11 protein-coding genes and 1 tRNA gene are annotated in these 15,349 nt (G+C 69.7%); 4 read left to right on the top strand and 8 right to left on the bottom strand.

The window, feature by feature from the left end; translation table 11 throughout:
- Nucleotides 1–262 precede the first annotated feature (262 nt).
- Nucleotides 263–2,068, top strand: a complete 1,806-nt coding sequence (locus D4739_RS16160; protein ID WP_120061554.1) for a hypothetical protein — start codon at nt 263–265, stop codon at nt 2,066–2,068.
- Nucleotides 2,069–2,155: 87 nt separating this feature from the next.
- Here the strand turns inward: D4739_RS16160 and D4739_RS16165 are convergent, their stop codons facing one another.
- The 3 genes from D4739_RS16165 to dnaG all read right to left on the bottom strand — a co-directional run bounded on the left by D4739_RS16165 (nt 2,156) and on the right by dnaG (nt 5,037).
- Complete coding sequence (locus D4739_RS16165) at nt 2,156–2,800, bottom strand: sortase domain-containing protein (RefSeq protein ID WP_182920455.1); 645 nt, start codon at nt 2,798–2,800, stop codon at nt 2,156–2,158.
- A gap of 102 nt (nt 2,801–2,902) precedes the next feature.
- Nucleotides 2,903–2,978, bottom strand: a tRNA-Asn gene (locus tag D4739_RS16170).
- 82 nt (nt 2,979–3,060) lie between these two features.
- A complete protein-coding gene (gene dnaG / locus D4739_RS16175) occupies nt 3,061–5,037 on the bottom strand; it encodes a DNA primase (protein WP_120061556.1) in 1,977 nt (658 codons plus the stop codon).
- A 287-nt stretch (nt 5,038–5,324) separates the two neighbouring features.
- On the opposite strand from dnaG, the gene D4739_RS16180 reads away from it, so the two are divergent.
- Together D4739_RS16180 and D4739_RS16185 are read left to right on the top strand one after the other, a co-directional pair.
- Nucleotides 5,325–6,050: a L,D-transpeptidase gene (locus D4739_RS16180; protein ID WP_238473684.1), complete on the top strand. Its 726-nt coding sequence runs from the start codon at nt 5,325–5,327 to the stop codon at nt 6,048–6,050.
- 70 nt (nt 6,051–6,120) lie between these two features.
- Nucleotides 6,121–7,020 (top strand): hypothetical protein, encoded by a 900-nt coding sequence (locus D4739_RS16185; protein WP_120061558.1) that lies wholly within the window; start codon nt 6,121–6,123, stop codon nt 7,018–7,020.
- A gap of 85 nt (nt 7,021–7,105) precedes the next feature.
- Here the strand turns inward: D4739_RS16185 and D4739_RS16190 are convergent, their stop codons facing one another.
- From D4739_RS16190 to D4739_RS16210, 5 genes are all read right to left on the bottom strand, one after another.
- The gene (locus D4739_RS16190; RefSeq protein ID WP_120061559.1) at nt 7,106–8,356 is read right to left on the bottom strand and encodes a deoxyguanosinetriphosphate triphosphohydrolase; all 1,251 of its coding nucleotides are present in this window, start codon (nt 8,354–8,356) and stop codon (nt 7,106–7,108) included.
- Between the two features lie 46 nt (nt 8,357–8,402).
- Entirely contained in the window at nt 8,403–9,251 is an 849-nt protein-coding gene (locus D4739_RS16195) for a VldE C-terminal domain-containing protein (RefSeq protein WP_120061560.1), read from the bottom strand.
- A gap of 141 nt (nt 9,252–9,392) precedes the next feature.
- On the bottom strand, nt 9,393–10,532 hold the full coding sequence (dusB, locus tag D4739_RS16200; RefSeq protein ID WP_120061561.1) for a tRNA dihydrouridine synthase DusB: 1,140 nt from the start codon (nt 10,530–10,532) through the stop codon (nt 9,393–9,395).
- A gap of 45 nt (nt 10,533–10,577) precedes the next feature.
- A complete protein-coding gene (locus tag D4739_RS16205; protein WP_120061562.1) occupies nt 10,578–11,267 on the bottom strand; it encodes a hypothetical protein in 690 nt (229 codons plus the stop codon).
- 26 nt (nt 11,268–11,293) lie between these two features.
- Complete coding sequence (locus D4739_RS16210; RefSeq protein ID WP_120061563.1) at nt 11,294–12,703, bottom strand: glycine--tRNA ligase; 1,410 nt, start codon at nt 12,701–12,703, stop codon at nt 11,294–11,296.
- A gap of 172 nt (nt 12,704–12,875) precedes the next feature.
- Here D4739_RS16210 and D4739_RS16215 point away from each other — a divergent pair, with 172 nt between their 5' ends.
- A complete protein-coding gene (locus D4739_RS16215) occupies nt 12,876–15,347 on the top strand; it encodes a molybdopterin-dependent oxidoreductase (protein ID WP_120061564.1) in 2,472 nt (823 codons plus the stop codon).
- The last annotated feature ends 2 nt before the right edge of the window (nt 15,348–15,349 follow it).

Here is a 15,349-nt window from a genome sequence, read left to right on the forward strand (position 1 = left end):
GGAGGGTGGACCGACGCGTTCCCTGATTGCACAACGAGGTGCCCCAAACGGGGTTACGCCCTCTGACGGCCGGTCGGCGGAACGTGGCGCGTCCCACACTCACATGGCATAACCAACCGACTCTCTGGTCAGTTGTCCAGATCATTGTCCGGTTCGTTTTCCACGATGCCCGGACGTCAGGTTCAACGGTCGGCTCGGGAGGCCATCGCTGATCCGCGCATCGGGCGACGTCCGCCGCGCGGCCAAAGGAAGGCCTCCACTCTTGCGTCGCAATCTCTCGACACTCGCTGCGCTCACGCTCGCCGGCTCGTTCGCCCTCGCGGGAGCCGGCACCGCTGAAGCGGCAACGCTCCCCGCGCCGTACTCCGGCAGCGCCCACGGCGACATCGTCTCCCTCGACGTGTCCGTTCTGTCCAACCTGCTCAACATCCCGTCGCTCGCCGGCGTGACCGTCGCTCACGCGAAGGCCACCGCTGACTCGACGGCGACGCCCGCCACGACGGCCGAGAGCAAGAACGTCCACGCGTCCGTGGCGTCGCTCAACATCCCGGTCGACACCGCGCGGGTCGATGCTGCGCCGAACGACTCCTACGACCGCGACCTCCTTCCGGTCCAGGTCCCGAGCCTGCTCGGCGTCGGCGTCATCCACGGCGCCGGTGCGGCCAACTGGGCCGGCACCACCGCGTGTGTCCCCGCGGGCACGCCGCTGTCGAAGGCCACGACCCAGCTCGCCGGCGTGAACCTGGGCCTGACCCAGGCGCTGCCGACGACGGTCACCTCGCTTCTCCCTGGCGGCGGGCTGACGATCGCCAAGGTCGACGCCTCCGCAACCACCAGCACGACGTACCTCTCGAACGGCAGCATGGTCGCGAAGCAGACCACCGACGTCGGCGACATCCACCTGCTCAACGACCTCGCACGGGTCCACGTGGTCTCGCCTGCCGTCCTGACCGCGACCTCCAGCGGCAGTGGCGCGGGCACGGTCACCTACTCGAACCCGACGGCCACCGTGACCCTCGCCAATGGGCAGGTCATCAACCTGCCGGTCAGCGGCGCGCCGATCACCCTTCCGCTCACGGTCGACCTCGGCCTGCTGGGCAAGATCATCGCCAACGTCACCCTCGCGCTCGCGCCGGCGCCGTCCGACACCGCCGCCGGGACCGCCGCCGCGGCCGCCGTGCCGAACGTCCTCTCGGTCGACGTCAAGGTGACCACCACGGGCACCCTCCAGACCCTGCTGGGCGCCTCGATCGCCGACGTCGACCTCGGCGTGGCAACCATGGACGTGCGTGCTGCGGCTCCGACCAGTGGCGTCCAGTGCGTCAGCGCCACGGACGCGGACGGCGACGGCCTGACCGACGCCGAGGAAGCCGCGCTCGGCACCGACCCGCACGATGCGGACACCGACAACGACGGGCTCACCGACGGCGCCGAGGTCAACACCCACGGCACCAAGCCGCTCGACGCGGACACGGACGACGACGGCCTGAAGGACGGCGCCGAGGTCAACACCCACGGCACCGACCCGAAGGACCCCGACACCGACAACGGCGGCGTCAAGGACGGCGCCGAGGTCGCAGCCGGCACGAACCCGCTCGACGGCTCCGACGACGCGGCGCTCCTGGCCCCGGGAGCTGACCCCGATGGCGACGGCCTCACCAACGCTGAGGAGAAGGCGCTCGGCACCGACCCGTTCGACGCCGACACCGACAACGACGGCCTGAAGGACGGTCGCGAGGTCGAGCTCGGCACCGACCCGCTCGACGCCGACACCGACAACGACGGGCTGAAGGACGGCGCCGAGGTCAACAAGTACGGCACCGACCCGAAGGACGCCGACACCGACAACGGCGGTGTCAAGGACGGCGCCGAGGTCAAGGCGGGCACCGACCCGCTCGATGCCTCCGACGACCGCGTTGCGGGTGGCCAGGGCTCCGGCTCGGGCGACTCCGATGACAACGGCTGGCTGCCCAGCACCGGCGCCACGATCGGCCTCGGCGCGCTCCTGGCGGCCCTCGGCGCAGTCGTCGCCGGCCTGGTCATGGCCCGCAAGCGCCGCCTGGCCTGACGCCCTGCCCCAGTAGGTCCAGTACGACGAGAGCCGCCCATCCCTTCCGGGGTGGGCGGCTCTCGTGTCGTCAGGGCTCTCGGGCCGTCAGCGTGCGGGCTTCGGCTTCACGGTCACCAGCTCGCCGAACGCAGCGAGCCGCCAGTCGGAGTGGAAGAGCTCGGCGCAGGTGACCATCGTCAGCAGGCGCTGTCCCTCCTCCTGAGGAGGTTGCACGCCGCCGGGCTCGGGGTTGCGCGGGATCGTGTCCAGCACCCAGCCAGCGGTGAACCGCACCCGCAGGGCGTCGCCGGCCGTGATCAACCGATAGGTGAAGACCTGGGTCCGGGTCTCGATGATCACCGTGTCACCGACGTCGAGCTCGGGCATGCGACGCAGCGGCTCGTTGCGGGTCGTGCGGTGCGCGACGATCGCCGAGTTGCCCACGCCCCCGATCGGAGCAGAGGCGGGCATGTGGCCGAAACCGGCGTGCAGCGCGTCGTACCCGGTGAACTCGAGCAGCGGGATCGCGTAGTCCTTGCCGAACGCGGGGATCCTCACGACGCCCTCGACCTCACCCCACTTGACCGTGGGGTTCTCGCCGCGCTCCCAGGCCTGCTCGGTCTCCCCGAGGACCTCACGCTGGATGCGCGCGGACTGCCAGTTGGTGCCCCAGAACTGCCACCCGATCCAGCCGAACGCGGACAGCCCGACCACGATCAACACCACACCGATCCAGCGCCGGACTGTCACTGACCCACCCCACGTTCTTCCCGCCAGCGAGCGTAACCCCGGCCCGGAGAGCCAGTCCCAGAAATGTCGAAAGGCCGGTGCACCTGGCACCGGCCTCTCGTGTGGCTCCCCCGATTGGACTCGAACCAATAACCTGCCGATTAACAGTCGGCTGCTCTGCCAATTGAGCTACAGGGGACCGCTTGGCAGCCGGGAAACCATAGCAACGACCAGGCCCGTCAGGAAAATCGGGGCACCGGGAGATGCACGCGGGACGTGGCTCAGCCGCCGAGCGACTGGTCGCGCAGCGTGCGCCGGTGCTGCTCGAGGGCGACGAGCTCACCGAACATGCGGTTGTAGTCGACCGAGTGGTCCACCGGATTGGTCCGCTGCAGCCTCGACTTGAGCTCCCCGATGCGCCGCAGCGCGGTGAGCTCGAGCAGCTTGTAGACGTGCGCATGGACGTACGCCGTGTCCGGCTCCCTGGCAGAACGCACCGGCTCGACCGAGAGGGCGCTCAGCGCGGTGGCCACCAGCGGGTCGGTCGTGGCGGCGCGCAGCTTGCTCGTCCAGCCGGCGTCCTGGGCGCCGCGTGCCGGTCCCCCGGCGCCAGCGATGACCTCCCACACGGCGGCGAAGGTCGGGTGCGTGAAGTCGTTGCCGTGGACGTCACGCGCGACGTTGGCGACCACGCCTGGGTGTTGGAGCACGAGCTTCAGGGTTTCGCGCTCGAGCGCGAAGCGCGGGTCGCGCGGGTCCGGAACCGGCGGGCCAGGGGGCACCGCGGGCGCCTCGGGCGCAGCGCTCGAGGCGATGTCGCGTTCGACGGCGCGCTCTCCCGGCCGGTCGTTCACACGTTCGCCGGCACGCTGCGCGGTCTTGGCAGCAGCGGCGGCCGAGCCGGGTCCGCGGTCCGGGGCCTTGGCCGCGCGTGCCGAGGCGCGGCGTACCTCGGCCCGGGCCTCCTCGACGTCGACACCGACCGACGCCGCGATCTCACGGGCGAAGGCGTCGACCTTGGAGCGGTCGCGCACCGAGGAGACCAGGCGGGCGGCTTCGCGGAGGGCGTCCACCCGGCCATCCGCCCGGTCGAGGTCGTAACGGGAGAGCACGTTGCCGAGCACGAAGCGGTAGAGCGGGACGCGGCGAGCGATCAGGTCGCGCACGGCCTCGTCCCCCTGGGACAGGCGGAGGTCGCACGGGTCCATGCCGGACGGCTCGACCGCGACGTAGGTCTGCGAGACGAAGTTCTGGTCACCGCCGAACGCACGCAGTGCGGCCTTCTGGCCGGCGGCATCGCCGTCGAAGGTGAAGATCACCTCGCCGCGGAACTCCTCGTGGTCGTGGAGGAACCGGCGCAGGACGCGCGCGTGGTCGTCGCCGAACGCGGTGCCACAGGTCGCGACGGCAGTGCCGACGCCGGCGAGGTGGCACGCCATGACGTCGGTGTATCCCTCAACCACGACCGCCTGCGAGCTCCGGCCGATCTCCTTGCGGGCCAGGTCGAGGCCGTAGAGGACGTGGGACTTCTTGTAGATCGGCGACTCGGGGGTGTTGAGGTACTTCGCCTCGATCCGGTCGTCGTCGAAGATCCGACGGGCACCGAAGCCGATCACCTCGCCGTTGGCCTCGCGGATCGGCCACAGCAGTCGCCCGCGGAACCGGTCGTAGTGGCTGCGGCCGTGGCCGATCAACCCCGAGGTCACCAGCTCGTCGGGGCTGAACCCCTTCTGCCGGAGGTGCCGGAACAGCGCCTCGCCGTCGCGTGGCGCGAAGCCGACTCCGAAGGTCTCGGCTGCCGCCTGGTCGAAACCACGCGATCCCAGGAACTGTCGCGCGGCCAGGGCCTCCGGCGTACCGAGCAGGTCTGCGTAGTACTCCGCGGCGAGCTTGTGCGCCTCGATGAGCCGGCCACGTGCCGGGCCGCGGGGCTGGCTCGAGGGACCCGCGCCCTCTTCGTAGCGCAGCTGGATGCCGACCTTGTCGGCGAGCCGCTCGACGGCTTCGGTGAAGGTGATGCCGTCGATCTTCATCAGGAACGAGTAGACGTCCCCGCCCTCACCGCAGCCGAAGCAGTGGAAGAACGCCCGAGCGGGCGTGACGTGGAAGGACGGCGACTTCTCGTCGTGGAAGGGGCACAGGCCCTTCATCGAGCCGCCGCCGGCGTTGCGCAGGGTGACGTAACCGCTCACGACGTCGTCGATCCGGGCCTTCTCGCGAACCTCCGCGATGTCCTCGTCCCTGATGCGCCCAGCCACGACGCGGAGTCTACGCAGATCAGCACGGCCAACCGGTCTAGACCTGACTCTCCCCGTTTCGGCACGAACAGGGGTGCACCTATGGGACGATCGGGGCTCTAGGCATTGGACTAGACATATGTGACGAAACGTGACGAGGGATCGCACGGATCGTTCATGCATGCAGGGAAGAAGGCGCCGCCGGTGGCGGCGCCTGTTTTCGGGAGAGAACAGTGTCGGGATCCGGTAGCAGGGGGGCGTCATGGGGGACGGCCGTAGTCGTCGCAGCCTTGGGCTGCGGGCTGCTGGTGTTCGCCCTCTTGACGGTGCAGAAGAAGACCCCGCCGCCCCCGCCGCCGCCGGACACCTCTGCGGCACTGCGCGACGCCGGCTTCGCCACGACGCACACGCGGACTCCGCGCGCTCCCCGCGACCCGCACCCCACCAATGCGACGACCGGCCTGGTCGTCCACCCGAACCGTGTGCTCGGTGTCTACGACAAGCCCGACGGCAAGCCGTTCGCGAAGATCTCGCCGACCGAGTTCGGCGACCTCTGGCTGCCCGCGATCGCGCGGACCGCCGGCTGGGTGCAGGTGCTCCTGCCCTCGAAGCCGAACGGTGCGACCGGCTGGGTGCGCTCCGGCCTGGTGGCGCAGGGCCACACGCCGTACGTCGTGCGGGTGCACCTGGGTCTCAAGCAGATGGAGATCTACCGGGACCGGAACCTCGTCGGCGCCTGGAAGGTGGCCGTCGGCAAGCCCTCGACGCCGACGCCGACCGGCCGCACATTCATCCACGGTCAGTTCAGCGACACGAAGCAGACCTTCTCCCCCGTGATCATCCCGCTGGGCACCCACAGCGCGACGCTCGACAACTACGGCGGAGGGCCCGGCACCGTGGCCTTCCACGGCTGGCCGAAGCAGGACGTCTTCGGCAAGGCCATCAGCCACGGATGCATCCGGGTGCCCGCTGACGCCCTTTTCCAGCTGCGCCAGATCCCCGTGGGATCAATCGTTCTTATCGACAATCAGTAACAAGCGTCACGTATCCGACTTATCTCCGTTAGACACCCAGAGCATGAAACAACGAAGGGAACACAGAACTATGAAGCGAGAGCTGAAGGCAGGTGCCGGGGCAACCCTGCTCGTTGCCGGCGCCCTGTCGGTCGCCCTCATCGGCGGCGCCGGTTCCGGCTCCGCCGCAGGAACCCCGTCCTCCGCGTACGGCATTTCGGCGGAGGGCCTCATTCCGCTCGACCCGACTCCGTACGTCGTCTCGACGGACGGCAAGCTGGTCGAGGAGAGCGCGATCCCGGTCGCCATTCCCGGCCTCGCAGACGTGGGCGTCATCAACGCCTCCGCCCAGAACGACCACGCGGAGACCTCGGTCGCAAGCGTCGGCATCAGCGCCGACGCCCTGACCGACGCCGGCCTGGGCACCGCCCTGGCTCCGGTCCTCGACCCGCTGGTCGCGGGCTGCAACCAGCTCGGCGACGCCCTCACCGCCGTCACCGAGCCGCTCAGCACCCAGCTCGCCGGTCTGGTCAACCAGATCGGTGCAGGCGCCGCTGTCCTCACCGGCAACGACCTGGTCCAGGACACCGTCCTGCTCGGCAACCTGAACGCGGTCTGCGACACGCTGGAGAACCTCGGTGACCTGATCAGCATCGGTGCGGTCACCGCGCAGTGCACCGGTCACACCGGCTCCTCGAACGTCGCCCCGATCAACCTGCTCGGCCTTCCGGTCAGCCTCCCGGAGGGTGTCAACCAGGCGCTCTCCTCCGGCGCGCTCGGTGCCCTGGCGCCGGTCCTCGACCTCAAGCTGAACACGCAGACCTCCAACGCCGACGGCACCTTCACCGTCACCGCGCTCGAGCTGCACCTGCTCGACCAGATCCACATCAAGGTCGGCTCCGCCACCTGTGGCCGCGTGACGACCGACGGCCCGACGCCGACGGCTCCGTCGCCGAAGCCGATCAAGACCAACGTCCCGGTCACCGGCTGACGTTCGTCCCGCTGACCACGGTCAGCACCTGGCTCCAAGCCCGAGGCCCGTCCGGTTCTGAGAACCGGGCGGGCTTCGGCGCATTTCAGGCCAGGCGGCTGTGCCAGGTGAGCGCCGAGGCGTCCGTGAGGGACGCGACCTGGTCGACCACGACCCGCAACCGGGCCGCATCGTCGGCTGCGGCCCGCCAGTCCCCGGCGTACATCGGGTCGAGGCCGTCGGCACCGCGGTCCAGCAGCGCGACGACCAGTTCCTCGATCAGCTGGCGCTGGCGCTCCTGGAGCGCCATGCGGTGGTCGGACTGCATGACGTAGTGAGCCGCGACGCCCTTCAGCACGGCGATCTCGGTCGCGGTCTCCCGGGGCACGACCAGCTCGGCGTGATAGCGCGCGACCGGAGCGTCGTACGCCGCGAACGTCGCCGCCTGCACGCTGCCGCAGAACCGGCCGATCAGGTCGCTGGTGAGGTTCTTCAGCGCCGCCATCGAGCCCCGGGTGCCGTCGTACTCGGCGCTGGGCCAGCTGCCCTGGGCGGCGAGCCCCGCAAGGGCTTCGTCGAGCTCGACGTCGGTCGCGCGCGGGAGGTACCAGCCACGGACCGTCTCCCAGACCGCGGCCCGCTCCCCCGGGTCCTTCAGGACCATCAGGTCGACCCGGCCGGCGACGATGCCGTCCTCGACGTCGTGCACCGAGTAGGCGACGTCGTCGGCGAGGTCCATCACCTGCGCCTCAACGCACCGGGCCGTCCCCTCGACGCCGCGTCGCATCCAGGCAAAGACAGGCAGGTCGTCCTCGTAGAAGCCGAACTTGGCACCGGGTGCTGGCCGCGCCCAGGGGTACTTCGTGCATGCGTCGAGTGTGGCGCGGGTCAGGTTGAGACCGACCGAGCGGCCGTCGGCATCGAAGGTCTTCGACTCGAGCCGGGTCAGCAGCCGCAGCGTCTGGGCGTTGCCCTCGAACCCGCCGCAGGGACCCGCCAGCGCATCGAGCGCGGTCTCGCCGTTGTGCCCGAATGGCGGGTGGCCGAGGTCGTGCGCGAGCGCAGCGGTCTCGGTGATGTCGGGATGACAGCCGAGCGCACGCGCCAGGTCACGGGCCACCTGGGCGACCTCGAGGCTGTGCGTGAGCCGGTTGCGCACGAAGTCGTCGGACTGCGGATCGACGACCTGGGTCTTCGCGGCAAGCCTCCGCGAGGCAGCGGCGTGGACGACCCGGGCCCGGTCGCGCTCGAAGGCGGTGCGCTCGGGCGCATCGACCCGCTTGGGCGGCTCGGGCACGATGCGCTCGCGGTCAGCCTCGTCGTAGGGGCCCGGTGCGGTGTCAGGGGTGGCGTCCATCGCTGCCGACCCTAGGGCACGACATCCACGAGCGGTCGACGACCGGTCAGTAGACCTTCACGTGCACGTGGTCGTAGTGGTTGGCCGTCGCCGAACCACGGTTCGACATGCCCTTCCAGCCGTAGCCGGGCATCCAGATCTGCTGGCGCCAGATGACGTCCTCGATGCCGAACTCGGACGAGTGCGCGATCAGGAACTCAGCGATCGCAGTGCCGAGCGCGTAGTCCGACGTCATGATGTCGATGGCCTCGCCGTTGACGTGCTCGCCGTGGCCGTCACGGCCGCCGTACGTCGAGATCTGCGGGAACGCGGCACACACCGAGCGGAGGACGTAGGTCGCCTTCTGCGTGAGGCCGATGTCGCCCGAGGTGCGCGGACAGGGCGCCATCGAGAGCCCGCTGGAGGCAATGATCGGCTTGTACGTCGACAGGACGGACTCGTCGATCCAGCGCGCCTCGCGCTGCTGCACGATCTCGGCGCGCCCCTTGTCGCGACGGCCGGTGACCAGCACCTCGCGGGCAGCCTTGAGCTCGCCCTTCAGCGTGGCGTCCCTGCCCGGACCTGACCAGACCTTGACGTCCTCGGTCGTCCAGAGACGCTCGGAGGCGTTCTTGATCGCCTTGTCGGTGGCGCTCTTGCGGGCGACGCGCTCGAGCTCGGCCGCGGTGGGCACGAGACGCGGGACGCTGCGGGAGACCTCGGGGACGCGGTCGGCACTCCCGGCGCTCCCGGCGAAGGCAACGCCGCTCATGTTCAGGGAGGGGTCGATGTCGCCGGAGAGAACTCCGACCGACACGGGAGCCAGTGTGGCCAGCACCGCCAGGGGTGCGGCAATCTTCACGGCACGGGCACTGCGGCGGGCATGGAGGCTCCGCTTGTGGCGATTGTGGGCCACTGCGCTTCCTTCTGCTCGGGGTCAGGACGGCCGCGGGTGAGCGGCAACTTGCTTGGTGCGGTGCTTGCTAGCTGCTAGCAAGCAGGTACCACTAGACCATGCGGTGGGCGATTAGTCCGCATCTTCGCGGAGTGAGAACGGTCACCCACCCGAGGTGTCGTGGGAGTCCTCGGCGATCACGCAGCCACTGCCATCGGTGTCGTCGAGCCACCCCTCCGGGAGCACGACCCGCTTGCGCGGGGCACCCTGACGACCTCGCGGAGTGCCGAGCTCGAGCACCGGGAACGGAGACGTCGGATCGAGCTCGGCGAGAAGCACGTCCAGGGTTGCCAGGCTGTCCACGAGGGCCATCGCGCGGCGCAGCTCGCCACCGGCCGGGAAGCCCTTGAGGTACCACGCGATGTGCTTGCGGATCTCCTTGCAACCGCGCTCCTCCCCCATGTGCTGACAGAGCAGCTCGGCGTGCCGACGCAGGACCGAGGCGACCTCGCCGAGGTTCGGCAGCGTCGCCACCTCATCGCCGGCAAACGCCGCCGCGAGGTCGCGGAAGAGCCAGGGACGCCCGAGGCAGCCGCGTCCGATCACGACACCGTCGACGCCGGTCTCCTCGACCATGCGGATGGCGTCGGCCGCCTCCCAGATGTCACCGTTGCCGAGGACTGGAATGCCGACGCTCGCCTTCAGCTCGGCGATCGCACTCCAGTCGGCCTGGCCGGAGTAGGCCTGCTCGACGGTGCGTCCGTGCAGCGCGATCGCGGCGCAGCCGGACTCCTCCGCGATGCGACCCGCGTCCAGGTAGGTCAGGTGGTCCGCGTCGATGCCCTTGCGGGTCTTCATCGTCACGGGCACGTCGTACGCCGACGCGGCGCGGACCGCGTGCTCGAGGATCTCCCCCAGCAGGTTGCGCTTCCACGGCAGGGCGCCACCGCCGCCCTTGCGGGTCACCTTGGGCACCGGGCAGCCGAAGTTGAGGTCGATGTGCGCGACGCCGTACTCCGCGCAGAGGATCTCCGCGGCCTTGCCGACGTAGACCGGGTCCGTGCCGTAGAGCTGCACGCTCCGCACGGTCTCCAGCTCGTCGAAGACCAGCATCGACCTGGTCATGGTGTCGCCCTCGACCAGGCCGCGCGAGGTGATCATCTCGCAGACGTAGAGACCGGCTCCCTGCTCAGCACAGAGCCGCCGGTACGCCGCGTTGGTGATGCCCGCCATCGGCGCGAGGACCACAGGGGTCTCGACGCGGAGTGAGCCGAGCTGCAGCGCGGCGGGGAGGACGGACATGGCTCCATTGTCCGTGAGGGCCCGGGGCCCGTCGAATCGGAGCCGTCAGCTGGCCTTGGCGGCCGGCTTCTTGGCGGCCGGCTTCTTGGTCGCCGCCTTCGAGGGAGTGGGCGACGGGGTCGTGACGGTGCCGGGCCACTCGATCACGTCGCCCGCCTCCGGTTGCAGCAGCAGCTTCTCGATCGGCGCGGTCGCGACGTAGACCAGGCAGACATCAGCCTCGGCACCCTTGCCGAACTTCGCCGGCAGCGCGGAGCTCGGGCAGAGGTCGAACTTCAGCTTCGGGTCGATGCTGGCCGGCTGCTGGAGCAGGTCGGCACCCTCATCAAGGTGCAACGGCAGCGTGTTGGGGCTGACGCCACCCAGGTCGGTCTTGCCGAGGTTCTTCAGGTGGATCTTCACGTAGTAGAGCCGCATGCCCTCGGGGCGCGGCTTGATCTCCACCTTGGCGGTGTCCTTCTCCGAGCCCTGCAGGATCGTCGTGACCGCGATGTCGACCAGCCCGGTGACGTTCTGGTTGGGCACCCACTTCAGCGTGGCGGCCTCGCCGAGCTCGAGGTTGGCTCCGCTCGGCGTGAGCGTGACACCGGCCGTGGTGGTCGGCTTCGCCTTGCCCGGCTTCTTCTCACCGTCGCCGTCGCTGCCGCAGCCGGTCACCCCGGCCGAGAGGCCGACAGCGAGGACGACGGAGACAACGGCAGAACGACGACGCACCAGGCGACCACGAGAGCTCATGGCGGTCATTGTGCACCGGGTCACGTTCAGCAGCCGAGCAGGCGCTCCGCAAAGTAGCGCGAGATGCCGTCCAGGCTGATCCGCTCCTGCTGCATCGTGTCGCGCTCGCGGACCGTGACCGCGTCGTCCTCGAGCGTGTCGAAGTCGACGGTCACGCAGAACGGCGTGCCGATCTCGTCCTGGCGGCGGTAGCGACGGCCGATGGCGCCGGCGTCGTCGAAGTCGATGGTCCAGTTCTGGCGCAGCTCGGCGGCCAGCGCCTTGGCCTTGGGCGAAAGGTCCGCGTTGCGGCTGAGCGGGAGCACGGCGACCTTGACCGGCGCCAGGCGACGGTCGAGCTTCAGCACGACGCGCTTGTCCACGCCGCCCTTGGTGTTGGGCGCCTCATCCTCGGTGTAGGCGTCGACCAGGAAGGTCATCAGCGAACGCGAGAGGCCGGCCGCCGGCTCGATGACGTAGGGCATGTAGCGCTCGTTGTTGGCCTGGTCGTAGTAGCTGAGGTCCGTGCCCGAGGCCGTGCTGTGCGTCGACAGGTCGAAGTCGGTGCGGTTGGCGATGCCCTCGAGCTCGCCCCACTCCGACCCGGCGAAGTTGAAGCGGTACTCGATGTCGACGGTGCGCTTGGAGTAGTGGCTCAGCTTCTCCTGAGCGTGCTCGTAGTGGCGCAGGTTGTCCGGGTTGATGCCGAGGCCGGTGTACCACCGCGTGCGCTCGTCGATCCAGTACTGGTGCCACTCCTCATCCTCGCCCGGCTTGACGAAGAACTCCATCTCCATCTGCTCGAACTCGCGGGTGCGGAAGATGAAGTTGCCCGGCGTGATCTCGTTGCGGAAGGACTTGCCGATCTGCGCGATGCCGAACGGCGGCTTCTTGCGGCTGCTGGTCACGACGTTGGCGAAGTTGAGGAAGATGCCCTGGGCGGTCTCGGGGCGCAGGTAGTGCAGGCCGGACTCGTCCTGGGTGACACCGAGGTAGGTCTTCAGCAGGCCGGAGAACTCACGCGGCTCGGTCCAGGCGCCGCGGGTGCCGCAGTTGACGCAGACGATCTCGGTGAGCGGCACGTCGTCGGGAGAGGCCCATCCCTTCTTGGAGCCGTCCTTCTCGAACGCCGCCTCCTGCAGGTGGTCGGCGCGGTAGCGCTTGTGGCAGGACTGGCACTCGGTCAGCGGGTCGGAGAAGGTCTCGACGTGGCCCGATGCCTCCCAGGTCTGCCGCGGCAGGATCACCGAGGAGTCGAGGCCGACGACATCCTCGCGGCCCTGGACCATCGCCTTCCACCACTGGCGCTTGATGTTGTCCTTGAGCTCGACGCCCAGCGGTCCGTAGTCCCAGGCCGAGCGCGTGCCGCCGTAGATCTCGCCGCACGGGTAGACGAAGCCCCGGCGCTTCGCGAGAGAGACGACGTTGTCGACGGTGCTGGCGGGGGCCTTGGCCACGGTGGTGCTCCTGCTGGTGTCGGCCGGCTGGCTGCCGGTCTGTGAGGCCCACAGCGTACCGATCGGAGCAGGGCACCGCCGCCCGAGGCATCGGAGCGCTGGAGCGGTTGACCGATCCGGTCCCGGCAGGCAACTATGACAGTCGTCATAATCCTCTGCCCTGGAGACCCCGATGACCGACACCACCGAGACCACCGCCGCGCCCGCCCCCGTGTGGCAGAAGTCCGCCTGCATCCTCTGCGAGTGCAACTGCGGCATCGAGGTGCAGGTCGAGGACCGACACCTGATCAAGATCCGCGGCGACAAGTCGCACCCGGGCTCCGAGGGCTACACGTGCGAGAAGCCGCTGCGCCTCGACCGCTACCAGAACGGCACCGAGCGGCTCACCTCTCCCCTGCGCCGTCGCCCCGACGGCAGCTACGAGGAGATCTCGTGGGAGACCGCGATCACCGAGATCGCCGGTCGCCTCGGCACGATCAAGGACGAGCACGGCGGCGACAAGATCTTCTTCTACGGCGGAGGCGGACAGGGCAACCACCTCGGCGCGACGTACAGCCAGTCGCTGCAGGCCGCGCTCGGCGTGAAGTACCGCTCCAACGCACTCGCGCAGGAGAAGACCGGCGAGATGTACGTCGACGGCCGGCTCTACGGCGGCCACACGAAGGGCGACTTCGAGCACGCCGAGGTCGTGGTCTTCATCGGCAAGAACCCGTGGCAGTCGCACTCCTTCCCGCGCACCCGCCCGGTGCTCAAGGAGATGGCTGCCGACCCCGGCCGCTGCATGGTCGTGATCGACCCGCGCCGCAGCGAGACCGCCGCGATGGCCGACGTCCACCTCCAGGTGAAGCCCGGCACCGACGCCTGGTGCATCGCCGCGCTCGGCGCGACCCTGGTCCAGGAGGACCTGGTCGACCACGACTTCATCGACAACCACACGACCGGAGCGCTTCCCGTGCTGGCCGCGTTCGCGGCGGTCGACATCGCGGACTACGCCGCGCGCTGCGGCGTACCGGAGGAGCTGATCCGCACCACTGCCCGGCGCATCGCGTCGGCGAAGAGCGTGTGCACCTACGAGGACCTCGGCACCCAGCAGGCGCCGCACAGCACGCTCAACTCCTACATGCAGAAGATGCTCTGGATCCTCACCGGCAACTTCGCGAAGGAGGGTGCGATGTTCCTGCACTCGACGTTCGCCCCCATCGCCGGAGGTACGCCAGGTGGTGGCGGCAGCAAGCGTCCGAAGTCGCCCGTGCAGCGCGCCCTGGCCAAGGCGCAGGCGACCGCCACGGACGTGGTCGGCGGAGCAGCGATCCGGCTGCCTGCGCTGCTTCCCGAAGCCATCGCCAACCCTCTCGCCGGCGCCATGCGTGGCCCTGTGGGCAAGGTCGCCAACGGACCGTCCAGCCCCACCGGTGCCGCCCGCCGGCCCGCCGCCGACCGGCGTACCCCGGTCACGGGCGCGCGGATCATCGCCGGCCTGGTGCCCGCCAACTCGATCGCCGAGGAGATCCTGACCGACCACCCGGACCGGTTCCGCGCGCTCTGGCTCGACAGCACGAACCCGGCCCACTCGCTGGCCGACTCGGACTCCTTCCGTCGCGCGATGGAAACCGTCGACCTCAGCGTCGTCATCGACATCGCGATGACGGAGACGGCGCGACTGGCCGACTACGTGCTGCCCGCGAGCACGCAGTTCGAGAAGTGGGAGTGCACGTTCTTCAACGTCGACTTCCCGCGCAACGTGTTCCAGCTGCGCAAGCCGGCGATGGAGCCGCTCGAGGGCACGCTGCCCGAGCCCGAGATCTATGCCCGCCTGATCCGCGAGCTCGCCCCGGTCGGCGAGTCGACCCTCGCTCCCCTCCGTCGCGCGGCTCGTCGTGGCCGGACCCAGTTCGCGATCGCCTTCTTCGCAGCCGTCGCCGCCAACCCGAAGCTGATGGGACTGGCCGGCTACGTGCTCTACGAGACGCTCGGCACCACACTGCCCTCGGGCGCCCGAGGAACAGCGTCGCTGTGGGGCGTCAGCCAGCTCTGCGCCATGGGCAACCCCGATTCGGTCGCCCGGGCCGGCTTCGACGGCGACGGCTTCGCCCCCGGCAACAAGCTCTTCGACCGGATCCTGGAGGGCGAGGGCGTCGTCTTCACCGTCGACGACTACGACCAGGCCTGGAACTACACCCGCCGCCCGGACCGCCGGTTCACCCTCGAGGTGCCCGAGCTCCTCGAGCACATGCGCGCGCTCGCCACCACCCCGAGCGACTGGACGACCGAGGAGTTCCCGTTCATCCTCGCGGCCGGCGAGCGCCGCGCGTTCACCGCCAACACGATCATCCGCGACCCCTCCTGGCGCCGCCGCGATGCCCACGGCGCGCTCCGGATCAACCCCGAGGATGCCTGGGCGCTCAGCGTCGTCACGGGCGACTCCGTCCGCGTGGTCACCGAGAAGGGCTCGGCAGTGGCCCAGGTCGAGGTCACCGACCAGATGCAACCAGGCAACTGCTCCCTGCCCAACGGGATGGGCGTCCAGCACGCCGACGGCACGCCCGGAGTCGCCCCCAACGAGCTCACGTCGCTGCACCATCGCGACTTCCTCGCCGGTACGCCGTGGCACAAGTACGTCCCCGCCCGACTCGAGCGGGTGTGACG

It is taken from the genome of Nocardioides cavernaquae (assembly GCF_003600895.1).
Lineage (GTDB): Bacteria > Actinomycetota > Actinomycetes > Propionibacteriales > Nocardioidaceae > Nocardioides > Nocardioides cavernaquae.

What these genes read in the sequence shown, in the direction of transcription:
- D4739_RS16185 (WP_120061558.1), top strand. Translation starts at nt 6,121, where the DNA reads ATGAAGCGAGAGCTGAAGGCAGGTGCCGGGGCAACCCTGCTCGTTGCC.
- D4739_RS16205 (WP_120061562.1), bottom strand. Translation starts at nt 11,267, where the DNA reads ATGAGCTCTCGTGGTCGCCTGGTGCGTCGTCGTTCTGCCGTTGTCTCC.
- dusB (WP_120061561.1), bottom strand. Translation starts at nt 10,532, where the DNA reads ATGTCCGTCCTCCCCGCCGCGCTGCAGCTCGGCTCACTCCGCGTCGAG.
- D4739_RS16215 (WP_120061564.1), top strand. Translation starts at nt 12,876, where the DNA reads ATGACCGACACCACCGAGACCACCGCCGCGCCCGCCCCCGTGTGGCAG.
- D4739_RS16190 (WP_120061559.1), bottom strand. Translation starts at nt 8,356, where the DNA reads ATGGACGCCACCCCTGACACCGCACCGGGCCCCTACGACGAGGCTGAC.